Genomic DNA, 21734 nt, shown 5'->3' with positions numbered 1-21734 from the left:
CTATGCGGCGCAGCCGCTGACGCCCGGCTATTGCGCCTTGTCGATGCTGTTCAGCGATTGGCAGGGACAGGGGTGGGCAGATCTGCGGGTCAGCAATGACCGTCACTATTATGTATCCGGTGGGCAGGAACAGCTCTGGGCGATGGAGCAGGCACCGCGCCTCTATACCGAGGCAGAGGGCTGGAAGCCCTATGCGCTGTGGGGCATGGGGATTGCTGCACGGGATCTCGATTTGGACGGCCGGACCGAGGTCTATCTCACCTCGATGGGGGATCAACGCCTACAAAACATGGCGCGCGAGGATGCGCCACATTGGGAGGATGTGCCCTTTGAGACCGGCGCCACGGCGCACCGGCCCTATATGGGTGGCGATGGGCGGCCCTCTACCGGCTGGCACGTGAGTTTTGGCGATGTGACCAACGATGGGCGTGACGATATTTTTGTCTCCAAAGGCAATGTCGAACAGATGCCGGGCAGCGCCATGGAGGATCCAAACAATCTGTTGCTGCAAATGGGGGATGGCAGTTTTGCCGAGGCCGGAGCCGCCGCAGGCATTGGCAGCTTGCATCGAGGCCGCGGCGCGGCGCTCGTGGATCTCAATGCGGATGGGCTGTTGGATCTGGCGGTGGTGAATCGCCGCGCCCCGATGGAGCTGTTTCGCAATGTCACTGCACATGCGGGCAACTGGCTTTCGCTGCAACTGCACCAAGAGGCGCCAAACCTGGGCGCAGTAGGCGCCTTCATCGAGGTCAAGTCAGATCCAGATCTGCGCCGCCGCGAAGTGCAGATTGGCGGCGGTCATGCGGGCGGGGCTTCCGGCCCGGAGCATTTTGGACTGGGCGCGGCCAAACGGGTGTCCCTGCGGGTGATCTGGCCTGATCAACAGGTGTCAGATTGGATCGTAGTGGATACCAACCAACGGCTAAGGCTCATCCGGACGGCTGATGGGCTGCGTGTTGCGCCCTATTGATCCACCGGCAACCCGCTGGGAACCGCATCGGGACTGCCCAATCGCCCGGCCAGGCTTTGCGCATCCTTCAGGCTCTCCAGAAAGGACAGGATCTGTTGCACTTCCTGATCGCTTAGGTTTAGCGGCACCAATTCGTTGGCGGCAGCAATGGCACTGACCTCTCCGGGGTCCTGCATCAGGGCTGTGTCATTGGCAAAACCGGGATCCGGCAATCGCGCCTGCTCAACGGAATAGGCTGACAGCGCCGAGATGGGGTTGAGGTGATGGCGCACAACATCTTCCAAGCTGCTATAGGCACCGCTATGCCCATAGGGGGCGGTCGCTGTCACATTGCGCAGTGAGGGCGTTCTGAACCGATAGGCGTCGGCCGCCTCTCCGGTCACCCGCATGCGACCAAGGTCCCGGTTGTGACGTTCAAACCGGGCCGCCTTGCCAGGGCCGATCTGCGGTATGGCAATGGCATGAAAGCCGTGGTCGGTTTGAAACAGACCCGAATGGCAGCTGTCGCAGCCGGCCTTGCCATAAAACAGTTCCATGCCCGCGGCGGCCAGGGGTGGAAGGGCGGTGCCGTCGCGCAGGTACTTGTCAAAAGCACTTTGATCGGCGCGCCATTCAAAGGCGATAAAATCCGCAATCACATTGGCAATATCGGCAAAGGTGATCGGCGCGGCTGTGCCTTGCAGCTCAGAGAAGGCCTGCCGGTAGGGCGCAATCGCCTCTACCCGCGCAGAGAGACGCGCCCAGGCGCCGGCCTCGCCGGTGATGAATCCCTGGCGAACCGCCTGGGCTATCTCGTTTTCTGAGTAATGCCCGGCCATCTCATCTGCCGAGAGCACTGGAAACATCGCCTGCGCCGCAAGGGCGGATTTGAAACCTTCTTCCATCTCGCGCCCCATTGGGGTGCGGATGCCCGAGGGGCGGCTAGGGTCTACTTCGAGCCTCCCGTCGTGGAAAAACCGGGTGAATTCTGTGGCGCCGAGATTGAACAGCGCCGGGGAGTTGCGCGGAATGCGTTGCTCTGGCGGGTTTTGCGGATCTTGCTGCCGTTTGGGCCCCAGCCCAATGCCACCATCACCAAGGCCCAGCGAGACCCCGTCCGAAGTGGCAAAATGGGGGTGATGACAGGTCGCACAGGAGACAGAGCGGTTGCCACTGAGAATAGGGTCATAAAACAACAGCCGCCCCAACTGCACCGACCGCATGTCTAGGGCGGGGAATTCGGCCACTGGATCCGGCAGCGGTCCAGCAGCAACTGGCGGCACCAATACTGTGGTAAAACATGCCATGGCAGCCGCTGCCCGGAGGGTTCTGTTTATGATGCGCATATGGTGACCCTCTGTTGGTGGTGATAGGGGCGTTCAGGTGTCGCAAGGATGGAGGGCGCGCTGCTCAGGTTCGGAGCATTGGGATAGCCCTGCGCTTCCAGACACAGACCGCCATAGCGGTGATGTACCTGCCCTGGCAGTGGGACATGACATTTTTGCAGATGGGTCGCGGTGTAGACCTGCAGGCAGGGCTGGTCGGTTTCCAACAGGAGCCTGAGCCCGTTAGGGGCGGTCACCTTAGCTGCAAAAGCGGCCTCGGGGGGCAGGATATAGTTGTGATCATAGCCCTTGGCTTTGGGGTCGGCCTTGGCCAGCGCCTGAGCCTGGGTAAAATCAAACCGGGATCCGGTAACCTCCCGCGTCTCTCCTGTTGCAGCCTGGGCGCAGTCGGTTACCGAGATCTGCCGCGCGGGCAGCTGCAATATGTGTTCTGATACAGCTCCAGATCCCATCAGGTTGTAATAAGAGTGCTGCGCCAGATTGATCGGCGTGGGCCGGTCCACGCGGGCCCGCATGTCATAGGTCACAGTGTGACCTTCAAGGCTGATTGTCACCTCAAACTGCACCCGTCCGGGAAACCCCTGATCGCCATCTTCCGAGGTCAGCGTCAGCTGTACGACCCGGTTGCCATCCGCCGAAATGTCCCAAAGCCGGGCGCCAATGCCCTTGAGCCCGCCGTGCAGGCAATTGGTCCCGTCATTGGCCGGCAGCCGATAGTGCTGCCCGCCCAGATCAAACGAAGCGCGGCTAATTCTGTTCGCCACCCGACCCACAATTGCCCCCAGATAACAGGGGTTGTTCAGGTAGTCCTGGGGGTTCTGATAGCCCAGGACAACCGGCACATGCCGCCGTCCCAAGGGCACCTGCCAATCCTGAGTGATGCAGCCCAGGTTCAGGATCGAGAGCGAGACATCCCCGTTCGACAGAACCTGACGCTGCACCTGGCCTTGCGGTTGGCCCCGTGTCGACCTGGGCCGTGTCGCGGATGTCAGAGCCATATCAGACAAAGCGGTTGACGTAGTTCTCCAGTATCTCCTGCCGCCCTGACCGCGGCTGGGGAGCAATCTTACCGGATTTCACCTGTGCAAAAATGCCGTCGAGGTCACTGCCCAGCATGGCTTTGGCTTCGGCGCTGTCCCAACCGGCGTAGCGCTCTGTGAGCGCCAGCTCCAGCCCGCCGTCTTCCAGCATGGCGGCAGCGGCCTTGAAACCACGAGCGCAGATATCCATGCCGCCAATATGGGCGGCGACCAGATCCTCGACATCCAGCGACTGGCGTCTCAGCTTGGCGTCAAAATTGGTCCCGCCAGAGGTGAAGCCGCCGTCTTTGAGGATATGATAATAGGCCAATGCCACTTCGGGGGTGTTATTGGGGAACTGATCGGTATCCCAGCCGGACTGATAGTCATTGCGGTTCATATCAATCGACCCCAGCACCCCAAGCGCTGCCGCCGTGGCGATTTCATGCTCAAAGGAATGGCCTGCCAGAATGGCATGGCCCTGCTCGAGGTTGAGCTTCACCTCATTTTCCAACCCGTATTTCTGCAAAAAACCGTAGCAGGTTGCCGCGTCAAAATCATATTGGTGCTTGGAAGGTTCCTGCGGCTTCGGCTCCACCAGAATGGCACCGGTGAAGCCGATTTTATGTTTGTAGTCCACAACCATATTGAGGAACCGGCCCATGTGGTCCAGCTCGCGGCCCATATCGGTATTGAGCAGCGTCTCATAGCCTTCGCGGCCCCCCCAGAGCACGTAGTTTTCACCCTTGAGCCGGTGGGTGGCATCCATGCAGGTTTTGACCGTGGCAGCGGAATAGGCAAAGACATCCGGGTCAGGATTGGTCGATGCGCCAGACATCCAGCGGCGATGGCTGAACATATTGGCAGTGCCCCAGAGCAGGCGGATGTCACGGGGTGCCATCTTCTCTTCAAAATAATCGATGATGGTCTCAAAATTGTAGAGAGACTGGGCAAAATCCTCTCCCTCGGGGCGAATATCCGCATCATGCCAGCAGAAATAGGGCTGGCCGAGAATATCAAACAGTTCAAAGGCGGCATCTGCCTTTACCTTGGCCCGGCCAAGATCGTCCTGCGGATGCCAGGGGCGTTCAAAGGTCTGGCCACCAAAGGGATCACCGCCCTCCCAGGCAAGGCTATGCCAATAGGCCACGGCAAAGCGCAGATGCTCTTCCATGCGTTTGCCCAGGATGATCTCATCCGGGTTGTAATGGCGAAAGGCTAGATCCGAGCTGCTGTCCGGGCCTTCGTATTTGATGGGAGAGATCCCCTCAAAAAAACTGCTCATCTGGTTAGTCCTTTCAGGCACGGATAGAGTTTTTTGTAGGCGGCATAGGCCTCTTCATAGGCGTCGGCCAAATCTGCCCGTGGTGTGATGATGGTTGCAATTTCTGGTTTGGTCATCACCTCGGCAGGAGGCCGCCCCGTCACGCCGCAGATGGCAAGGCGGGCAGCCCCCAGGGCGGCCCCAAATTCACCCTGGGCCGGCAGCTGCACCGGGAGCCCCAGAACCGTGGCAATCAGCTCCAGCCAATAGGGCGATTGTGACCCGCCACCAATGGCGATGACGCTGTCCAGCCGGGCGCCGGTTGATTTCAGCGCCTCAAAACTGTCTCGCAGGGCAAAGCTGACGCCTTCGATCACCGCGCGGGTCAGATCGGCCTGATCAGAGCTGATGTCGAGGTTGATCAGCGCCCCCCGGATGGCACTGTCGTTATGCGGTGTCCTCTCACCAGACAGATAGGGCAGGAACTGGACCCTTCCCGGCGCGGTCAGGCAATCGCCCAGCAGCGCAGTCAGTTGCGCCGGATCCCGTTGCAGGTTGCGCGACAGCCAGTTCAAACTGTCGGTGGCGGCCAGAATGACTCCCATCTGATACCAGGTGTCGGGAATGGCATGGCAAAATGTATGCACGGCGCTTTCGGGCTGCGGCGCAAACCTGTCTCGGGCGGCCAGAATGACACCAGAGGTGCCCAGCGAGACAAAACCGTCGCCTTCCTGCAGGGCACCAATGCCACAGGCCGCTGCCGCATTGTCACCAGCCCCGGCTGCCACCGAAACCCCTTGTGGCAGGCCTAGTTCAGTGGCCAGGGCAGGGCGTATTGTGCCTGCGATTTCACTGCCTTCGAACAGCTGGGACATTTGGTCTTTTTGCATCCCGCCGGCTGCGAGCAGTGGGTCCGACCAGTCCCGCGCGCCAACATCCAACCAGGAGGTTCCGGCGCTGTCGGACATGTCGGAGGTGAAGTCTCCGGTCAGCCAGAAGGTGATATAATCCTTTGGCAACAAAACTTTGGCGACCCTGGCAAAGATCTCTGGCTCGTTTTGTGCCACCCAAAGAAGCTTGGGCGCGGTGAAGCCGGGAAAAACGATATTACCGCTTAAGCGGCGCACCTCTGTCTGGGTGTCCAGCGTTGCGGCCTGATCTGCGCTGCGGGTGTCGTTCCACATGATACAGGGGCGCAGCACCTGCGCCTCAGCATCGAGCAGCGTCGCCCCATGCATATGGCCCGAACAGCCAATCCCCTGCAGGGCCGCCATGCCCTGCGGGGCCTGTTGGCAGAGATCCTTCAGCACGGTTGTACAGGCCTCGATCCAGTCTTGCGGCGCCTGTTCGCTCCACCCCGAAGCGGGGTGACCCGTGCCATATTCTGCTTCGCTCACCGCAACGGTATTCTGGTCAGCGTCAACCAAGAGGGCGCGCAGCCCCGAGGTTCCAAGATCAAGTCCAACAAACATATTTAGTCACGCCCACTCCCAAAGGTGAATAAATTTTAGACACAAACTAAATAGAAAGGCAATCCTTGTCTTACTCCGAAGGTGTCTAGGAAGACCCAGGGCTGTCCAGATCGCTGTCAGGAATGCGGAGCGCCGAAAGGAGGCAGCGCAAGGCCCAGCAAATCTGCGCAAGGTGTTCTGCTGTCAGGATGGTACCGACCGAACGCAGAAACGCCTGGCGATCTGAGGCGCGCGGTCCCATTGGGGAAGGACCTGCGCAGGCGTTAGACAGAATACGGCCTCTGATCGCATCAGATCGCTTGGCGAGCAAAAAGCTACGGAAATCAAAAAACCCGGCGTGATCGCGCCGGCGGTACTGCACTGGGATTTGATCCAGCAAGTGGCTTTGAGGTTCTTGCTCCGGTTGATAACTGTAAGCCGGGCATGCTTCTGGAAACCCGGGGACAGAGGGCGCTTTTCCGTTTTGTCCGGAACTGTTCAGCTACAACAAAGACCGCAGGGGCGCAGGGGGTTTACCGCTCCCCTGCGCCCCTATGGGGGTTAGCTCTGCGCTGCGACGATCGGGTTTTGACTGTGCAGGGGGCGGATAAATGCAGCATCCGGCACTTCGCTGTCAGGCAGGGCGGGACCGGTCACATCCAGATGGGCAGGCGGCAGACCCTGCAGCAGCCGTTCGTAGGCGAGATCAAAGCCATTTTCCAATGTGCGGGTGAACCCCTTGGTGTCGAACAGAGGAGCCGATTGGCGATTGTGCTGTAGCTTGACCCGCAGGGCGGCAAGGGCGTCGGGGCCCCTTGCCAGATTCAAGGCGCGCGCCTCGTAGTCTTCGGCAGAAGTGGCGATCATCTCGGGCAGGTCGATGGCGCTGAGCAGGCTGGCACCGACGCGGGCGGCAAACTGGCGACCGGGTAGGGTCAGGACTGGCAACCCGACCCAAAGGGCGTCGCTGGCCGCAGTATGAGCATTGACCACAAAGCTATCCAGAAACAGATCCGCGACTTGCTGCCGTGCAAGATGCTCTTCTTGGTCGACACGCGGGGCAAAGATCAGCCGGTTGGGATCTTGACCGCGCTGTTGCGCTTCGCGCCGCAGATTGGCCTTGGATGTGTCGCTGCAGTCCAGCAACCAGAGCACGCTGCCCTCTACCTGATCCAACAGGCGCATCCAGATATCAAATTCAGCCGGTGTGATCTGGTAGCTGTTGTTGAAAGAACAAAAGACAAAGCCCTCATCCGGCAGGCCGCAGTTCTTGCGGGTGACCTGGCGCGCGGTCAGCTGGCGGCTGTCGTCATTGACCTGATAACTATGGGGCAGGCGGATCAAATGTTCCTCAAAGTACCGCTCGCTGCCAGCCGGACAGGTCACGTGGTCGCCAATGAAATAATCCATTGCCATACTGCCAAGTGTTCCGGGGAAACCCAGATAGGACATATGCAACGGCGCTAGACGATTGGAAAACAGCGCCGCGCGGTTATCCCCGGTGAAGCCCTTTAGGTCGATGGCGATGTCCAGTTGGTCCTGTTTTACCAGCTTGGTGGCCTCATCATTGGACAGGCCGCTGATGTCTTTAAAGCTGGTGACGGCCTTTTGCACCCGGCGGCGCATGTCGTCCGTCGGCGCGGCGTCATAAGAATAGGCGATGACGTCAAAGCGGCTTTTGTCATGGGCCTCAAACAGACCGGCCATCAGATGCATCGTTGCATGGTCATGGTAGTCAGAAGAGAAATACCCGATCCGGAGCCGGTCTGGGCGGTCCGAATTCTGCAGCTCAGGGGCGAGCGGCGCCGGCAACTGAACATTAGGCATCAGTGTATTTGCATAGGCCTGGGTGCGCAGGCGCAGCAGGTCGGGGTTGTCCTCGAAGGAAAGCGCTTGCAGGGGGGCGCAGGCCACGCCCTTCAGGCCAAGCTGTCGGCGGGCCTGTTGGTATTCTTCGACCCAGGTCCAGTCACTCAGCTGCGCCTGAGCGTGCAGCTTGGCGGCATGGGTGCGATCATCATTGGGGTTTTTGGCCAGCACGGTTTCAAACCGTTTGATGGCTTGCTCTTCGTCTCCGCCCACGGCGTGGAGCTGCGCTAGGTTGTACTGTGCCTGGGTCAGTTCCGGCGCCAGTTCGGTGGCCAGTTCCAGCAGTTCCTTGGCCTTTGCCGCTTGACCGGTTTTGAGTAGAACATTGCTGTAATTATACAGGATAGTGGGATTTTTCGGGGCGATTTCTGCCGCCTTTTGCAGCAGAGGGCTGGCTTCATTCAGGCGGCCAAGGCTGGTCAGAGTACTGGCCAGGTTGCAAAGGGCATTAAGATGGGTCTCATCCAGATCCAAAGCCTTTTTATACAGGGCCAGTGCATTGTCGACCTGCCCGCGCGCCAGGCTGACATCCCCCATGGAGACAAAGGCTTCCGGGTTCTTGGGGTCGAGCTCGCAGGCCTTGTTGAGACAGGTCGCGGCAGCGTCCAGATTCTGGGACTGCAGGTGGCATTTGCCCAGCGTATTCCAGAGGAAATAGGATTTGCGGTGCGTGTTGAGCAGGCTGGCGCAGGCAGAAGCCACGGTGGCATGTTCGCCGGCATGGAAACTGGTCAGCAGTTTTTGTTGGAGATCCTGGGGTGGTTCCAGCTCCTGCTGCATGGTCTTACTCAAACTGTCCAGCGCGGCGCGGGCACGGGTGTTTTTTGGAAACTTTGCCAGGATATCACCATAGATCTTGGCGGCGTCTTCCAGCTTTTGGTCTCGTTCCAGGCGGTTTGCTTTGGTCAGGGATGCGGCGATTTTCATGGAATCCTATCTCACAGTCACGCTATGGCGGGCCAGCCTTCATTCTGAGGCTTCATGGCCGCTTTCCCTGTTGATAATCGAAGGGAATTAAAATTGAGTTGCTTCAAATTGAAAGAGTGTTGCTGTTGGCTGTGCGGGGGAAAGCAAGCCGCGTTGCCTGGCAGGCAGGCAGGCGCTGGGTGATCATGGCAGGCTGCTTGAGAGAGAGCTTGAGACTACCATGGGCGTTCAGTGCGACGGTCGTCAGTGTTCATTGGCTCGGCGCCTATGGGGCGTTGATCCTGACCTCGGCGCTGAATGCATTGCGGTTTGCGGTGAATACAGCCTAGGGCTTGAAATCGAGGGCAGTTGGCGTTAAATGCCGCAGACCCTGCTAGCAGAAAGACACAAGGCAATGGCCACACTCAATCCCGTTCAGTTTATCCAGCAAGTTCGTGCCGAGGTAAGCAAGGTCGTTTGGCCTACCCGTCGTGAAGTCCTGCTGACCACTGTCATGGTCTTTATCATGGCGGCTTTGACGGCTGTATTCTTTGCGCTGGTTGATCTCTTGATCCGCTTTGGCCTACAGGGCCTTTTGGGCATGTTTGGCTGAGAGGCCTGATCTGGTGAGGTGACAGACGGGCCGAAGGGTCTTTCGCGCTTCATACCAACCAGATCGCGGGCTGCGAAAGCTTGCACAAACTCCGGACCGGCTCTTGATCTTGACCCCATTGGCGGGTAGTTGAGCCGGAACCTCTGACGTAGGCGTGCGGCGATTCGTGTTGCGCGCCGCTTTTTGTTCAGGCGCGATATGTGTCCGGGCGGATTGGCGGCAGAAATCAATTTCACTGACGGCGTCGAAAATTTTTCGCGCGGCAAAACTAAGGACGGTCAAGTTCATGGCGAAACGGTGGTATTCGGTCAGCGTTCTTTCGAACTTCGAAAAGAAAATCGCAGAGCAGATTCGCACCTCGGTTGCCGAACAGGGGCTTGAGGATGAAATCGACGAGGTCCTGGTTCCCACCGAAGAGGTGATCGAGATCCGTCGCGGGAAAAAAGTCTCGACCGAGCGCCGTTTCATGCCCGGTTATGTGCTGGTCCACATGGAAATGTCCGATCGCGGCTATCACCTGATCTCCTCGATCAACCGGGTTACCGGCTTCCTCGGCCCGCAGGGTCGTCCGATGCCAATGCGGGATGCCGAAGTTCAGGGCATCCTTGGCCGCGTCGAAGAGGGCATCGAGGCCCCACGCACACTGATCTCCTTTGAGATCGGTGATAAGGTCAAGGTCAACGATGGTCCGTTTGAAGACTTCGACGGCATGGTTGAAGGCGTCGATGACGGTACCCAGAAGCTGAAAGTTTCGGTGTCGATCTTTGGCCGCGAAACCCCGGTCGAGCTGGACTTTACCCAGGTCACCAAGCAGAGCTGATCGCTTAGCAAATCCAGAATTAGAAGCGCCGCGATGCCCTCAGGCTCGCGGCGTTTTTATGTGGTTGGCTGCCCCTTCCGGCAAAGGGAAGGGTTGCGGCTCTTTCGGTTCACCCCTTATGGGCCCCACCCAGCGCCAACCAAATCAGGAAGCCGATATAGGCAAAAACCGCAAGGTTGAGAGCTGTGTCGATGACTGGCGAAATCATTTTGGTTCCTCCTTATTGAGCGCGCGGAATAGGCAAACCACGAGGATCGGAACGATAAACACAAAAGCGATTGCGGATGTGGCGATGATCGAACGGACCACGGCAACGTCATTCACAAAAATCATCGCCAGTCCTAGAGCCGCCAGAATCAGCCCCCAAATACTGCGAATGCGGGGGGAGGGGTTTTCATCGCCGCCCGACCCGATCATGGCGAGGGTGAACCCGGCGCTGACAACACTGGTCACAACAAACAGAAAGGCGGCGATGATAGTTGCCGCCTGGGTCAGGCTGCTGAGCGGGAATTGCTGCAACAGCGCAAAGGTCGTTGCGTCGAGGCTTTGAGTGTTGACGTCCATAAGCTGGCCGTCACCGCGCAGGGCATCAAAAAAACCAATGCCGCCGAAGATGCCAAACCAGAAGATTGAAAACAGGGTGGGTGCAATGATGACGCCGGTCAAAAACTGGCGGATAGTGCGCCCGCGCGAGATCCGGGCGATAAAGATGCCAACAAACGGTGACCAGGCCAGCCACCAGATCAGGTAGTTGAGGGTCCAGCCCTGAAACCAATCCACCAGGAGGCCGTCAAAAAACGCTGCGGTGGAAAAACCGGCGGGCAGGACGTTGAATGTGTATCGCCCCACCCCGGAGACAATGGAGTTCATCAGGTAGGAGGTCGGCCCAAACACCAGCAAGAACAGCATGAGCGAAAGGGCAATCAGCATGGCCAGATTGGAGAGCTTTGCCATGCCCTCTCCCAATTCGCGCTGCAGTGGCACAAAGAAGGCGACACACATAGCGGCAAAGACCCCAATTGTCAGGCTATGGGAATTGGGGATGCCAATAAGCCCTGCCAGACCTGTTTGGATTTGAAACACGCCCATGGCCAGGGACCCAGCCAGTCCCACCGCAATCGCGACAATGGACAAAAGATCAAACAGCCAGGCCAGGGCGCGGGCCCAGCGATGCTGGCCATAGACATCTCTGAGCGGCGCGCTCAGCAAAAGGCTGCCGCCGCGGCGAAAGGCAAAATAGGCGATGACGAGGCCCACAACGCCGTAGATCGCCCAGGCGTGAACCCCCCAGTTTACATAGGTCACAAACAGAGCATTTTCGGCCGCTATCGGGTCGCCAGAGAATTGCCGGAGCACTGAGAAATGGGTGAGAGGTTCAGCCGTGCCGTAGAATAACAGGCCAACCCCCATTCCGGCGGCAAACAACATGGCGATCCAAGCTGGCGTCGAGAATTCGGGTTCCGCCCCCTCCGGGCCCAGGCGGATCGAGCCAAAGCGGGAGAAGGCCAGAAAAATAGCCACAAACAGCAGGCCACTTGCCTCCAGCATGATGAACCAGCCGCGGCTGGTGAACTGGGCGGCCACAAGGTTGGAAGAAACTGCGCCGAGGCCCTGCGGATCCAGGATCCCCCAAAGGGCTATAGCTGCACTGATCAAAAGAGCGACAATCGGGAGGGGGGAGATCTGCATGGATCATACTTTCGGCAAGGTCCAGAGCGGCAGTGCTTTCCTTCTTAGACATGTGAAGGGCTTATTGGAAGCGTCGTGACTTTGGTTCACTGGCTTCTCTGAGGTCAGCGGTGGGACACAAATGTTTCGCTCGCGAAACAGATTCAGACAACATCAAGCAGTCTTACCTGCTGCTGCCCCCGGCGTGCGCTGATGGCGCATTGGGGTCTGGGCTGCTAAAACAATGCAGTTGCATAGTAACCGATCGCGTTTTGCACAGGGCTTCTGATGGTGCCAAACGAAGTGTTTGCATTGGATACCGCAAATGAGGGTTTGTGGAGCTTCTGGACTGTAGGTTCAGGAAAATGCAGCCCCTAGAGCCATCGTCTGCGGCCTGTGGGCTCCATGCATGTCCAGACCACTTTGGTTGAACTTTTGGAGGGTGGTGTTATACGATTTGCTTTCTGGATGGTTGCGTGCAAGCGACCTTCAAATTGGATGGGCCACTTATGACTAAAATACTGTTTCTCGCTAATTGTCAGGGTTTTTCATACAATAACTTTCTACGTACCGGTTCAGAATCTTATGTCCGGGATTGGCATTTTCTCAAGACGATACAGGCCCATTTGATTAAAGATTCTGACGCGCCATTCTTGTTGGAGCAAATGGAACAGGCTGACGTTATCGTGGCACAGCCCTTGCTGTCCGTAGGGATCGAAGAGATGCGGCCAACAGCGATCAGGGGTTGGACTGAGCGGAAGGGGAAGCAATTGATCGTTGTCCCGGCGCTTCAATACGACGCGCTAATGTTCGGGATGGTGCCGTCCCTTTGGCCTGACGTTCCCAGCTTTCCTTTTGCTGCGAACGAACACATGCTTTTTGCGGCGGCCTATATCTGCGGGCTCTCGGCAAAGGAAGCGGCAGAATTGTATCAAGATGCCGCGCTATTGACCGGGAACGAGCTACGCGGGAGAGTCGAGGCTGGCATTTCGGCCTTCAAGGAGCGTGAGAAGGAGGCGGGCGCTGATATCATCGCTTCAGACTATTACGCGCAGCACTGGCGGACAAGCAGCCTGCATTTTGCTAAGGGCCATCCGCTGCCTGAAGTTATGCGCCACTTTACTGGTGCCTTGGCGGAGAAACTGGGAATTTCTGATTTCGATCCAGCGCGCACAGGTGCACTGAAGGGGGCCTTTGGCCACTGCATGCCCATCCCGCGCTGGGTGAAAGCCGCCCTAGAGCTTGAATTCGAGATCGACCACGACACAATATGCAGTGACGAGAAGTACATGCCCCTGGAAGATTTCATTCAGACCATGTTTGATTGGTACGATGTGCAAGGCCGAGCAGAGGTCGAGCGACGGGCCGCGCAGAATAGAACCTACGCAATCGTTAGAAATGCGATCACGCCATTTCTCGGTGGCAAAGCCTCTGCACTCCTTCGTGCTTTTCGACTTGGAGCGCCTAACGGGGTTACCTAATCGGGCAGTTGGTCGCCTATCAAACATCTGTGTGCTGGCTTCTGTGAGCTCTAATTGGGAATTGGGCTTTGTCAGGACCCCTCCCCACTTGCCAGTCGCGCCATTCCGCTGTACATGCCCCCAATCGTCTTTGGGCGAGATTCTCTCGTGGGAGATTCGGAGATCGCGATCTTCGGTCGGACCACGCAACAGAAAACCGGATGGGACGCGTCTCATCCTCCGTTGAAAGGACAACCAAATGGCTAAGAAGCTTGTTGGTTCGATGAAACTGCAGGTTGCTGCAGGTCAGGCAAACCCCTCCCCGCCAGTTGGCCCCGCATTGGGTCAGCGCGGCATCAACATCATGGAATTCTGCAAGGCGTTCAACGCCAAGACCGCAGATCTGGAGCCAGGTGCGCCTTGCCCAACCGTGATCACCTACTATCAGGACAAGTCCTTCACCATGGACATCAAGACGCCTCCTGCGTCTTATTACCTGAAGAAGGCTGCCAAAGTTAAATCCGGCGCCAAGACACCTTCGCGTGAAACCGTTGGCACCGTGACCGCTGCTCAGGTGAAAGAAATCGCCGAAGCAAAAATGAAGGATCTGAACGCCAACGATATCGAAGCGGCGATGAAGATCATTCTGGGTTCTGCCCGCTCCATGGGCATCGAGGTGAAGTAAGATGGCAAAGCTCGGAAAACGTACACGCGCCGCGCGCGAAGCAGTCGCTGGCAAAGCCAACCTCACCGTTGCTGAAGCCGTTGCTCTGGTCAAAGCCAATGCAACTTCGAAGTTCGACGAAACCATCGAGATCGCTTTGAACCTCGGCGTTGACACCCGTCACGCAGACCAGATGGTTCGTGGCGTTGTTGGCCTGCCAAACGGCACCGGCAAATCTATGCGCGTCGCAGTCTTTGCACGTGGCCCCAAGGCCGACGAAGCAACAGCTGCTGGTGCAGACATCGTTGGCGCAGAAGACCTGATGGAAAGCATCCAGGCCGGTAACCTCGATTTTGATCGTTGCATTGCCACCCCTGACATGATGCCCATCGTTGGTCGTCTGGGTAAGATCCTTGGTCCACGTAACCTGATGCCAAACCCCAAGGTTGGCACCGTGACCATGGACGTCAAAGCAGCTGTTGAAGCGGCCAAAGGCGGCGAAGTCCAGTTCAAAGCGGAAAAAGGTGGCGTTGTGCACGCTGGTGTTGGCAAAGCGTCTTTTGACGAAGCCAAGCTGGCTGAAAACGTCTCTGCTTTTATCGACGCCGTTGCCAAGGCGCGCCCATCGGGTGCCAAGGGTGCCTACATGAAGAAGATCGTTCTGACTTCGACAATGGGCCCTGGTGTAACGCTGGACGTAGACGCTGCTGTTGCAGAGTAATTAGTCCCAATTGGGATTTTGAAGGCGGCGCCCCGTGGTGCCGCCTTTTTTGTTTTTTTGACTTCGGCTATGCAGGATTTCTAAAAGGCGCGCAGTCTTTCGAACCGCGAGGGCTTCGCGGCGAGGGGCGCAATATTGGCGAGGGTAAGCTGTGGGTGAGAAACAGGCCTGGCAGGTCGGTGCGATACTCAATGAAACTCCAGAGGTGACGCTGAAGTTCGCGGCCTGGTACCTGGAGCAGGGTGCACAGCGCGTAACGCTGTTGTGCGACAATCCCGAGGATCCGGTCCTGAGTCTCCTCGCCGACCATCCGCAGGTGGCTTGCATTCCCTGTACCGAAGATTTTTGGCGCGGCTTGGGCATGGAAAATGAGACTCGCTTTCCTAAACGGCAAAATGCCGCCATGACCTGGCTCTATCAGCAGCAGAGCAGGGGCTGGTTCCTGAATGTCGATGCGGATGAGTTTCTGTACTGCAGTCAGGGACAGATCGAGGCCCTACTGGCGCACCAGCCAACGGATACAACCTCGGTACGCGTGGCCACCGCTGAGGCGCTGGCCGGGGAGGGCGGCGATAGTCGCCAGGCCTTTCGGTTACCCATGGGGCGTGACACCAGCCGTGATGTCTATCAGGAAGACGCCTTTTTGTTTCCGCCACGCCGGATGGGGTTGGTCGGGCACCCGCAGGGCAAGTCTTTTACCCGCTGCGGAGACGCGACGCTGCGATTGCGTCAGCATTGGCCCGAACGCCGCAGGGTTGGCCGGTTGCCTGAGGTCTTCCTTGGGGCAGAGAGCGGCTGCTACCTGCTGCATGCGATCGGGGCGGACTATGATATTTGGCGCGCCAAGTTGCTTTGGCGGATTGGCTCCAGCGGTTTTAGGCCTGGCCTTGCGCAGCATATCGAGCAGATCCTTGCAGGCGAGGATCCCGAACCGGCGCTGCGTGACCTGCACCAGAAGCTGCACTACGCATCGGCGGAACTGGCACAGCGTATGCGCGCGGCGGGGGTGCTTTTGGAGCTCGCCTTGGGCCTTGATGCCTTGGTCGTAAAGCACTTTGGCGATGATGGCGCGGTGAATAACCGCTAGCACTGCCTATTTACCACTTGGAAATCCCATGAATTGGCAGTAATACGACCACGAGGTAAAGCGTGCGATTCGTCGTGCGCTTTATTTCATTTCGTCCAAGATGGTGGGTGGCCTGTCGATCGGGTCTTAATTTCCCTCCTGAGACGGGAAAGACAAAAAAGATCGAGGGTTTCTATACCTTCGGGCGACGTTGGCTATCCCTGTAAAACGGACTTGAACGCCAGGCAGTTTTGTCTGGCACATCAATGAGCCGGGGTGTTTACACCCCAAATTTGGAGAGAACTGTGGATAGAGCCCAGAAAGAGAAATTGGTCGAGGAACTCGGCCAGATCTTCGAAAGCTCTGGCGTCGTGGTGGTTTCCCACTACGTCGGTCTGACAGTTGCTGAAATGCAGGACCTACGAGCGCGCGCAAGCGAAGCTGGTAGTGCCGTGCGTGTTGCCAAAAACAGGCTCGCCAAAATCGCCCTCGAGGGAAAGTCGTGTGAAAGCATTTCTGACCTGCTGACAGGGATGACCGTTCTGACCTATTCTGAGGACCCTGTGGCAGCAGCCAAAGTGGCCGAAGATTTCGCCAAAGAGAACAAGAAATTCGAAATTCTTGGCGGCGCAATGGGTGAGAACGCTCTGGACCGGGCTGGTGTTACAGCTGTGTCGAAAATGCCTTCGCGCGAGGAGCTTATTGCTTCCATCGCGGGCTGCATCGGCGCACCTGCAAGCAACATCGCTGGGGCCATTGGCGCACCTGCAAGCAATATCGCAAGCATCCTTTCGACCATCGAAGAGAAGGCGGAAGCTGCGTAAGCGGTTGGCACTGAATGACTGGCGTGGGGCACAAGCCCATGCGTTAGAACACACATACTGAAAACGGAAAGAGCTGATACAATGGCTGATCTGAAAGCACTCGCAGAAAGCATCGTGGGTCTGACCCTGCTGGAAGCACAAGAACTGAAAACCATCCTCAAAGACGAGTATGGCATCGAGCCCGCCGCTGGCGGCGCAGTTGTAATGGCAGCCGGCGACGCCGGTGGCGAAGCAGCTGAAGAAAAAACCGAATTTGACGTCGTTCTGAAGAACGCCGGCGCGTCAAAGATCAACGTGATCAAAGAAGTTCGCGGCATCACCGGTCTAGGCCTGAAAGAAGCCAAAGAGCTGGTCGAAGCTGGCGGCAAGATCAAAGAAGGCGTGTCGAAAGACGAAGCCGAAGAAGTCAAAGGCAAGCTGGAAGCAGCTGGCGCCGAAGTCGAAGTGGCCTAAGCCATTTTGTCTGGGGATTTGGTCAGGACTTCCTGACCTTTCCTTGCAAATTTCAGGCTGGATCCGAAGAAATTCGGGTCCAGCCGAATCTGTCTCAGCAAGGACCAGTTGGTGGTCTTTTCTCAGGCGAGGTTCAACGGATCGGGAGGCCGCCATTCGGGACGGTGGCCATGAATAGATCCAACCCCGCTGTCTCGTATGGGCAAGGCGCTGTGGCCCGGCAGTGGTCTTGACCGGTGAGAACTCGAAAGGTGACATCTGACATGGCTCAAACGTTCCTTGGCCAGAAACGTCTACGCAAGTATTATGGCAAAATCCGCGAAGTGCTGGAGATGCCGAACCTCATTGAGGTTCAAAAATCATCATACGACCTGTTTCTCCGCTCCGGAGATTCCCCAGAGCCGCTCGACGGCGAGGGCATCAAGGGCGTATTCCAGTCGGTTTTCCCGATCAAGGATTTCAACGAAACCTCCGTTCTGGAGTTCGTGAAATATTCCTTCGAGAAGCCCAAATACGACGTCGAAGAATGCATGCAGCGCGACATGACCTATTCAGCACCGCTGAAGGTTACTCTGCGCCTGATCGTGTTTGATATCGACGAAGATACCGGCGCCAAATCGGTGAAGGACATCAAAGAGCAGGACGTCTTCATGGGCGATATGCCTCTGATGACCCCCAATGGCACCTTTGTAGTTAACGGCACCGAGCGCGTTATTGTTTCCCAGATGCACCGGTCGCCTGGCGTGTTCTTTGACCACGACAAAGGCAAGACGCATTCCTCTGGTAAGCTGCTGTTTGCCTGCCGCATCATCCCGTATCGCGGCTCTTGGCTGGACTTTGAATTCGACGCCAAAGACATCGTCTTTGCCCGGATTGACCGCCGCCGCAAACTGCCTGTGACCACCCTGCTTTATGCGCTGGGTCTGGACCAGGAAGGCATCATGGATGCCTATTACAACACGGTGAACTACTCGCTCGACAAGAGCCGTGGTTGGGTGACCCCCTTCTTCCCCGATCGTGTGCGTGGCACCCGTCCGACCTTTGATCTGGTTGACGCGGCTTCTGGTGAAGTCTTTGCCGAAGCCGGCAAAAAGGTCACTCCGCGTGCCGTGAAGAAGATGATCGACGAGGGCGCGATCACCAATCTTCTGGTGCCGTTTGAGAATATCATCGGCAAGTTTGTCGCCAAGGACATCATCAACGAAGAGAACGGTGCGATCTACGTTGAGGCTGGCGATGAGCTGACCATGGAATACGACAAGGGTGGCGAGATCATTGGCGGTACCGTCAAGGAGCTGATGGATGCCGGGATCACCGACATTCCTGTTCTGGACATCGACAACGTCAATGTTGGCCCCTACATGCGCAACACCATGGCGGCAGACAAAAACATGGGCCGCGACACCGCGCTCATGGATATCTACCGTGTGATGCGTCCGGGCGAGCCGCCCACCGTCGAAGCAGCCTCTGCTCTGTTTGACACATTGTTCTTCGATAGCGAGCGCTATGATCTCTCGGCCGTTGGCCGGGTGAAAATGAACATGCGTCTGGCCCTGGACGCCGAAGACACCCAGCGGACCCTGCGCAAGGAAGACATCGTCTCCTGCATCAAGGCCCTGGTTGATCTGCGTGACGGCCGTGGTGGCATCGATGACATCGACCACCTTGGCAACCGTCGTGTGCGGTCTGTTGGCGAGTTGATGGAAAACCAGTACCGCGTTGGTCTGTTGCGCATGGAGCGTGCGATCAAGGAGCGGATGTCTTCTGTCGAGATCGACACTGTGATGCCACAGGATCTGATCAACGCCAAACCCGCCGCGGCTGCGGTACGTGAATTCTTCGGCTCTTCGCAGCTGTCGCAGTTCATGGACCAAACCAACCCGCTGTCGGAAGTCACCCACAAGCGCCGACTCTCGGCGCTTGGGCCTGGCGGTCTGACCCGCGAGCGTGCTGGCTTTGAAGTGCGAGATGTTCACCCGACCCACTATGGCCGGATGTGTCCAATTGAAACGCCGGAAGGCCCGAACATTGGTCTGATCAACTCACTGGCGACCTTTGCCCGCGTCAACAAATATGGCTTCATCGAAACGCCTTACCGCGTTGTGAACGAAGGTCAGGTGACTGACGAAGTTCACTACATGTCGGCAACCGAAGAAATGCGCCACACTGTGGCCCAGGCCAACGCTTCGCTGGATGAAAACGGCAAGTTCAAGAACGATCTGGTCTCGACCCGCCAGTCCGGTGACTACACGCTGGCACCAAGCGAAAGCGTTGATCTGATTGACGTTTCGCCTAAGCAGCTGGTCTCGGTCGCGGCGTCTTTGATTCCGTTCCTGGAAAACGACGACGCGAACCGCGCCCTGATGGGTTCGAACATGCAACGTCAGGCGGTTCCACTTCTGCGCGCCGAGGCCCCGCTGGTCGGGACCGGCATCGAAGAAGTTGTGGCCCGCGATTCCGGTGCGGCGATCATGGCGAAACGCGGCGGTATCATCGACCAGGTTGATGCGCAGCGTATCGTTATCCGAGCCACTTCTGATCTCGAACTGGGCGACGCAGGGGTAGACATCTACCGCATGCGCAAGTTCCAGCGTTCGAACCAGAACACCTGCATCAACCAGCGTCCGCTGGTGCGTGTTGGCCAGGAAGTCCGCAAGGGCGAAGTTATTGCTGATGGCCCCTCCACCGATATCGGTGAACTGGCGCTGGGTAAAAACGTCGTCGTGGCCTTCATGCCCTGGAATGGCTACAACTACGAAGACTCCATCCTGATCTCCGAGCGTATCGCCCGGGACGACGTCTTTACTTCGATCCACATCGAAGAATTCGAAGTCGCCGCCCGTGATACAAAGCTGGGCCCAGAAGAGATCACCCGTGACATCCCCAATGTTGGTGAAGAAGCGCTGCGCAACCTCGACGAGGCTGGCATCGTTTACATCGGAGCCGATGTTGAACCGGGCGATATTCTGGTCGGCAAGATCACACCAAAGGGCGAAAGCCCAATGACGCCAGAAGAGAAACTGCTGCGCGCCATCTTTGGTGAGAAAGCCTCGGACGTGCGTGACACATCTCTGCGGGTGAAGCCCGGTGACTACGGCACAATCGTCGAAGTCCGCGTCTTCAACCGTCATGGTGTGGAAAAAGACGAGCGTGCGCTGCAGATCGAACGTGAAGAAGTTGAGCGTCTGGCCCGTGACCGCGACGATGAGCTCGCGATCCTGGACCGCAACATCTACGCACGTCTGCGCAGCATGCTGCTGGGTAAAACTGCTGTCAAAGGTCCAAAAGGTATCCGTACCGGTGCCGCCGTTGACGAAGATGCCCTGTCACAGCTGAGCCGTGGCCAGTGGTGGATGATCGCTCTGGAAGAAGAGCAGGACGCCAAGGTTGTTGAGGCCCTGAACGAGCAGTACGAGGCACAGAAACGTGCTCTGGACGCCCGTTTTGAAGACAAGGTCGAAAAAGTCCGCCGTGGTGACGATCTGCCACCCGGTGTGATGAAGATGGTCAAAGTCTTTATCGCTGTGAAGCGTAAGCTTCAGCCTGGTGATAAAATGGCTGGCCGTCACGGCAACAAAGGTGTGATCTCGAAAGTGGTTCCCATGGAGGACATGCCGTTCCTTCAGGATGGTACCCCTGTCGATTTCTGTCTGAACCCGCTCGGCGTTCCCTCGCGGATGAACGTTGGTCAGATTCTTGAAACGCATATGGGCTGGGCCGCACGCGGTCTGGGCATCCAAGTGGATGATGCGTTGCAGGAATTCCGTCGCTCCGGCGATCTGACCCCTGTTCGTGACGCGATGAAACATGCCTATGGCGAAAACGTCTATGAAGAAGGTCTGGCGGACATGTCCGAAGACGACCTTCTTGAGGCGGCAGGCAATGTGACCCGCGGTGTGCCAATTGCGACACCTGTCTTTGATGGTGCCAAAGAGGCTGACGTAAACGACGCGCTGGTGCGCGCTGGTTTCGACAGCTCTGGTCAGTCGGTTCTGTATGATGGTCGTACCGGTGAGCAGTTTGCCCGCCCTGTGACCGTCGGCATCAAGTACCTGCTGAAACTGCATCACCTGGTTGACGACAAAATCCACGCCCGTTCCACTGGTCCATACTCGCTGGTTACCCAGCAGCCATTGGGTGGTAAGGCGCAGTTTGGTGGTCAGCGTTTCGGGGAAATGGAAGTCTGGGCTCTGGAAGCCTATGGCGCCGCCTATACCCTGCAGGAAATGCTCACCGTTAAGTCGGATGACGTTGCCGGTCGGACCAAGGTCTATGAATCGATCGTCAAGGGCGAGGACAACTTTGAAGCGGGCGTACCCGAAAGCTTCAACGTTCTGGTCAAAGAAGTCCGTGGCCTCGGCCTGAACATGGAACTCCTGGATGCGGAGGAAGAGGAGTGATCCTAGATGTCCGGTATTCCAACGATGGGTCAAATCTGGCTTCTGCTGTTTTTGACCGTAGTTGGGCTAGTACTTTCGAGTGCGCTGATAGCCCTGCTGAGGACGTTGGTGGAATATCGGGATCCTACTCACCCCCTTTCCAAGAAGGGGTTGAGGGGGTTTCTTCAACAAGTCTCATCCAGAACGTCCAAAATTTCGTCGGTTTTGATCGCCACCTTCCTGGTGATCTTAGCTTTGGCTG

16 protein-coding genes are annotated in these 21734 nt (G+C 57.6%); 10 read left to right on the top strand and 6 right to left on the bottom strand.

The window, feature by feature from the left end:
- Positions 1 to 970: CRTAC1 family protein (locus tag ABJP42_RS19345; protein WP_348343360.1), on the top strand; the 970-nt coding region annotated here is incomplete at its 5' end.
- Here the strand turns inward: ABJP42_RS19345 and ABJP42_RS19340 are convergent.
- The 5 genes from ABJP42_RS19340 to ABJP42_RS19320 all read right to left on the bottom strand — a co-directional run bounded on the left by ABJP42_RS19340 (position 964) and on the right by ABJP42_RS19320 (position 8825).
- Positions 964 to 2256: a cytochrome-c peroxidase gene (locus ABJP42_RS19340; protein ID WP_348343358.1), complete on the bottom strand. Its 1293-nt coding sequence runs from the start codon at positions 2254 to 2256 to the stop codon at positions 964 to 966. The genes ABJP42_RS19345 and ABJP42_RS19340 overlap by 7 nt on opposite strands.
- Positions 2257 to 2282: 26 nt before the next feature.
- Positions 2283 to 3236 carry an aldose epimerase family protein gene (locus ABJP42_RS19335; protein ID WP_348343357.1) on the bottom strand — a complete coding sequence of 318 codons (954 nt, stop codon included), beginning with the start codon at positions 3234 to 3236 and terminating at the stop codon, positions 2283 to 2285.
- 58 nt (positions 3237 to 3294) lie between these two features.
- The gene (xylA, locus tag ABJP42_RS19330; RefSeq protein WP_348343355.1) at positions 3295 to 4599 is read right to left on the bottom strand and encodes a xylose isomerase; all 1305 of its coding nucleotides are present in this window, start codon (positions 4597 to 4599) and stop codon (positions 3295 to 3297) included.
- Positions 4596 to 6050, bottom strand: coding sequence for a xylulokinase (xylB, locus tag ABJP42_RS19325; RefSeq protein WP_348343353.1), 1455 nt, complete (start codon positions 6048 to 6050; stop codon positions 4596 to 4598). Before xylB ends, xylA begins: the two co-directional genes overlap by 4 nt.
- A 540-nt stretch (positions 6051 to 6590) precedes the next feature.
- Positions 6591 to 8825 (bottom strand): tetratricopeptide repeat protein, encoded by a 2235-nt coding sequence (locus ABJP42_RS19320; protein ID WP_348343351.1) that lies wholly within the window; start codon positions 8823 to 8825, stop codon positions 6591 to 6593.
- A gap of 394 nt (positions 8826 to 9219) precedes the next feature.
- On the opposite strand from ABJP42_RS19320, the gene secE reads away from it, so the two are divergent.
- Together secE and nusG are read left to right on the top strand one after the other, a co-directional pair.
- Positions 9220 to 9417, top strand: a complete 198-nt coding sequence (secE, locus tag ABJP42_RS19315; RefSeq protein WP_348343350.1) for a preprotein translocase subunit SecE — start codon at positions 9220 to 9222, stop codon at positions 9415 to 9417.
- A gap of 286 nt (positions 9418 to 9703) precedes the next feature.
- The gene (nusG, locus tag ABJP42_RS19310; RefSeq protein ID WP_348343348.1) at positions 9704 to 10237 is read left to right on the top strand and encodes a transcription termination/antitermination protein NusG; all 534 of its coding nucleotides are present in this window, start codon (positions 9704 to 9706) and stop codon (positions 10235 to 10237) included.
- A gap of 204 nt (positions 10238 to 10441) precedes the next feature.
- Here nusG and ABJP42_RS19305 read toward each other — a convergent pair whose 3' ends face one another.
- A complete protein-coding gene (locus ABJP42_RS19305) occupies positions 10442 to 11926 on the bottom strand; it encodes a BCCT family transporter (protein ID WP_348343346.1) in 1485 nt (494 codons plus the stop codon).
- A 488-nt stretch (positions 11927 to 12414) separates the two neighbouring features.
- Between ABJP42_RS19305 and ABJP42_RS19300 the strand changes: the two genes are divergently transcribed.
- The 7 genes from ABJP42_RS19300 to rpoB all read left to right on the top strand — a co-directional run bounded on the left by ABJP42_RS19300 (position 12415) and on the right by rpoB (position 21493).
- The gene (locus tag ABJP42_RS19300; protein ID WP_348343345.1) at positions 12415 to 13386 is read left to right on the top strand and encodes a WcbI family polysaccharide biosynthesis putative acetyltransferase; all 972 of its coding nucleotides are present in this window, start codon (positions 12415 to 12417) and stop codon (positions 13384 to 13386) included.
- 238 nt (positions 13387 to 13624) lie between these two features.
- On the top strand, positions 13625 to 14050 hold the full coding sequence (rplK, locus tag ABJP42_RS19295; protein WP_348343343.1) for a 50S ribosomal protein L11: 426 nt from the start codon (positions 13625 to 13627) through the stop codon (positions 14048 to 14050).
- A gap of 1 nt (position 14051) precedes the next feature.
- On the top strand, positions 14052 to 14750 hold the full coding sequence (rplA, locus tag ABJP42_RS19290; RefSeq protein ID WP_348343341.1) for a 50S ribosomal protein L1: 699 nt from the start codon (positions 14052 to 14054) through the stop codon (positions 14748 to 14750).
- A 151-nt stretch (positions 14751 to 14901) separates the two neighbouring features.
- Positions 14902 to 15837 carry a glycosyltransferase family 2 protein gene (locus ABJP42_RS19285; RefSeq protein WP_348343339.1) on the top strand — a complete coding sequence of 312 codons (936 nt, stop codon included), beginning with the start codon at positions 14902 to 14904 and terminating at the stop codon, positions 15835 to 15837.
- A gap of 284 nt (positions 15838 to 16121) precedes the next feature.
- Positions 16122 to 16640 carry a 50S ribosomal protein L10 gene (gene rplJ / locus ABJP42_RS19280; protein WP_348343337.1) on the top strand — a complete coding sequence of 173 codons (519 nt, stop codon included), beginning with the start codon at positions 16122 to 16124 and terminating at the stop codon, positions 16638 to 16640.
- A gap of 81 nt (positions 16641 to 16721) precedes the next feature.
- Positions 16722 to 17093 carry a 50S ribosomal protein L7/L12 gene (gene rplL / locus ABJP42_RS19275; protein WP_348343335.1) on the top strand — a complete coding sequence of 124 codons (372 nt, stop codon included), beginning with the start codon at positions 16722 to 16724 and terminating at the stop codon, positions 17091 to 17093.
- A gap of 263 nt (positions 17094 to 17356) precedes the next feature.
- On the top strand, positions 17357 to 21493 hold the full coding sequence (gene rpoB, locus ABJP42_RS19270; protein WP_348343333.1) for a DNA-directed RNA polymerase subunit beta: 4137 nt from the start codon (positions 17357 to 17359) through the stop codon (positions 21491 to 21493).
- Positions 21494 to 21734: the final 241 nt, after the last annotated feature.

Origin of the sequence: Pseudophaeobacter sp. (assembly GCF_039971195.1) — a bacterium.
Lineage (GTDB): Bacteria > Pseudomonadota > Alphaproteobacteria > Rhodobacterales > Rhodobacteraceae > Pseudophaeobacter.
The sequence above is the reverse complement of the archived record's forward strand: the minus strand, read 5'-3'. Positions and strand labels throughout refer to the sequence as shown.

Excerpts from the sequence above, each read along its gene's own strand:
- rplL (WP_348343335.1), top strand. The coding sequence starts at position 16,722 with ATGGCTGATCTGAAAGCACTCGCAGAAAGCATCGTGGGTCTGACCCTG.
- rplA (WP_348343341.1), top strand. The coding sequence starts at position 14,052 with ATGGCAAAGCTCGGAAAACGTACACGCGCCGCGCGCGAAGCAGTCGCT.
- rplK (WP_348343343.1), top strand. The coding sequence starts at position 13,625 with ATGGCTAAGAAGCTTGTTGGTTCGATGAAACTGCAGGTTGCTGCAGGT.
- ABJP42_RS19340 (WP_348343358.1), bottom strand. The coding sequence starts at position 2,256 with ATGGCATGTTTTACCACAGTATTGGTGCCGCCAGTTGCTGCTGGACCG.
- ABJP42_RS19300 (WP_348343345.1), top strand. The coding sequence starts at position 12,415 with ATGACTAAAATACTGTTTCTCGCTAATTGTCAGGGTTTTTCATACAAT.
- ABJP42_RS19320 (WP_348343351.1), bottom strand. The coding sequence starts at position 8,825 with ATGAAAATCGCCGCATCCCTGACCAAAGCAAACCGCCTGGAACGAGAC.
- ABJP42_RS19305 (WP_348343346.1), bottom strand. The coding sequence starts at position 11,926 with ATGCAGATCTCCCCCCTCCCGATTGTCGCTCTTTTGATCAGTGCAGCT.
- xylB (WP_348343353.1), bottom strand. The coding sequence starts at position 6,050 with ATGTTTGTTGGACTTGATCTTGGAACCTCGGGGCTGCGCGCCCTCTTG.
- nusG (WP_348343348.1), top strand. The coding sequence starts at position 9,704 with ATGGCGAAACGGTGGTATTCGGTCAGCGTTCTTTCGAACTTCGAAAAG.
- secE (WP_348343350.1), top strand. The coding sequence starts at position 9,220 with ATGGCCACACTCAATCCCGTTCAGTTTATCCAGCAAGTTCGTGCCGAG.
- xylA (WP_348343355.1), bottom strand. The coding sequence starts at position 4,599 with ATGAGCAGTTTTTTTGAGGGGATCTCTCCCATCAAATACGAAGGCCCG.
- rpoB (WP_348343333.1), top strand. The coding sequence starts at position 17,357 with ATGGCTCAAACGTTCCTTGGCCAGAAACGTCTACGCAAGTATTATGGC.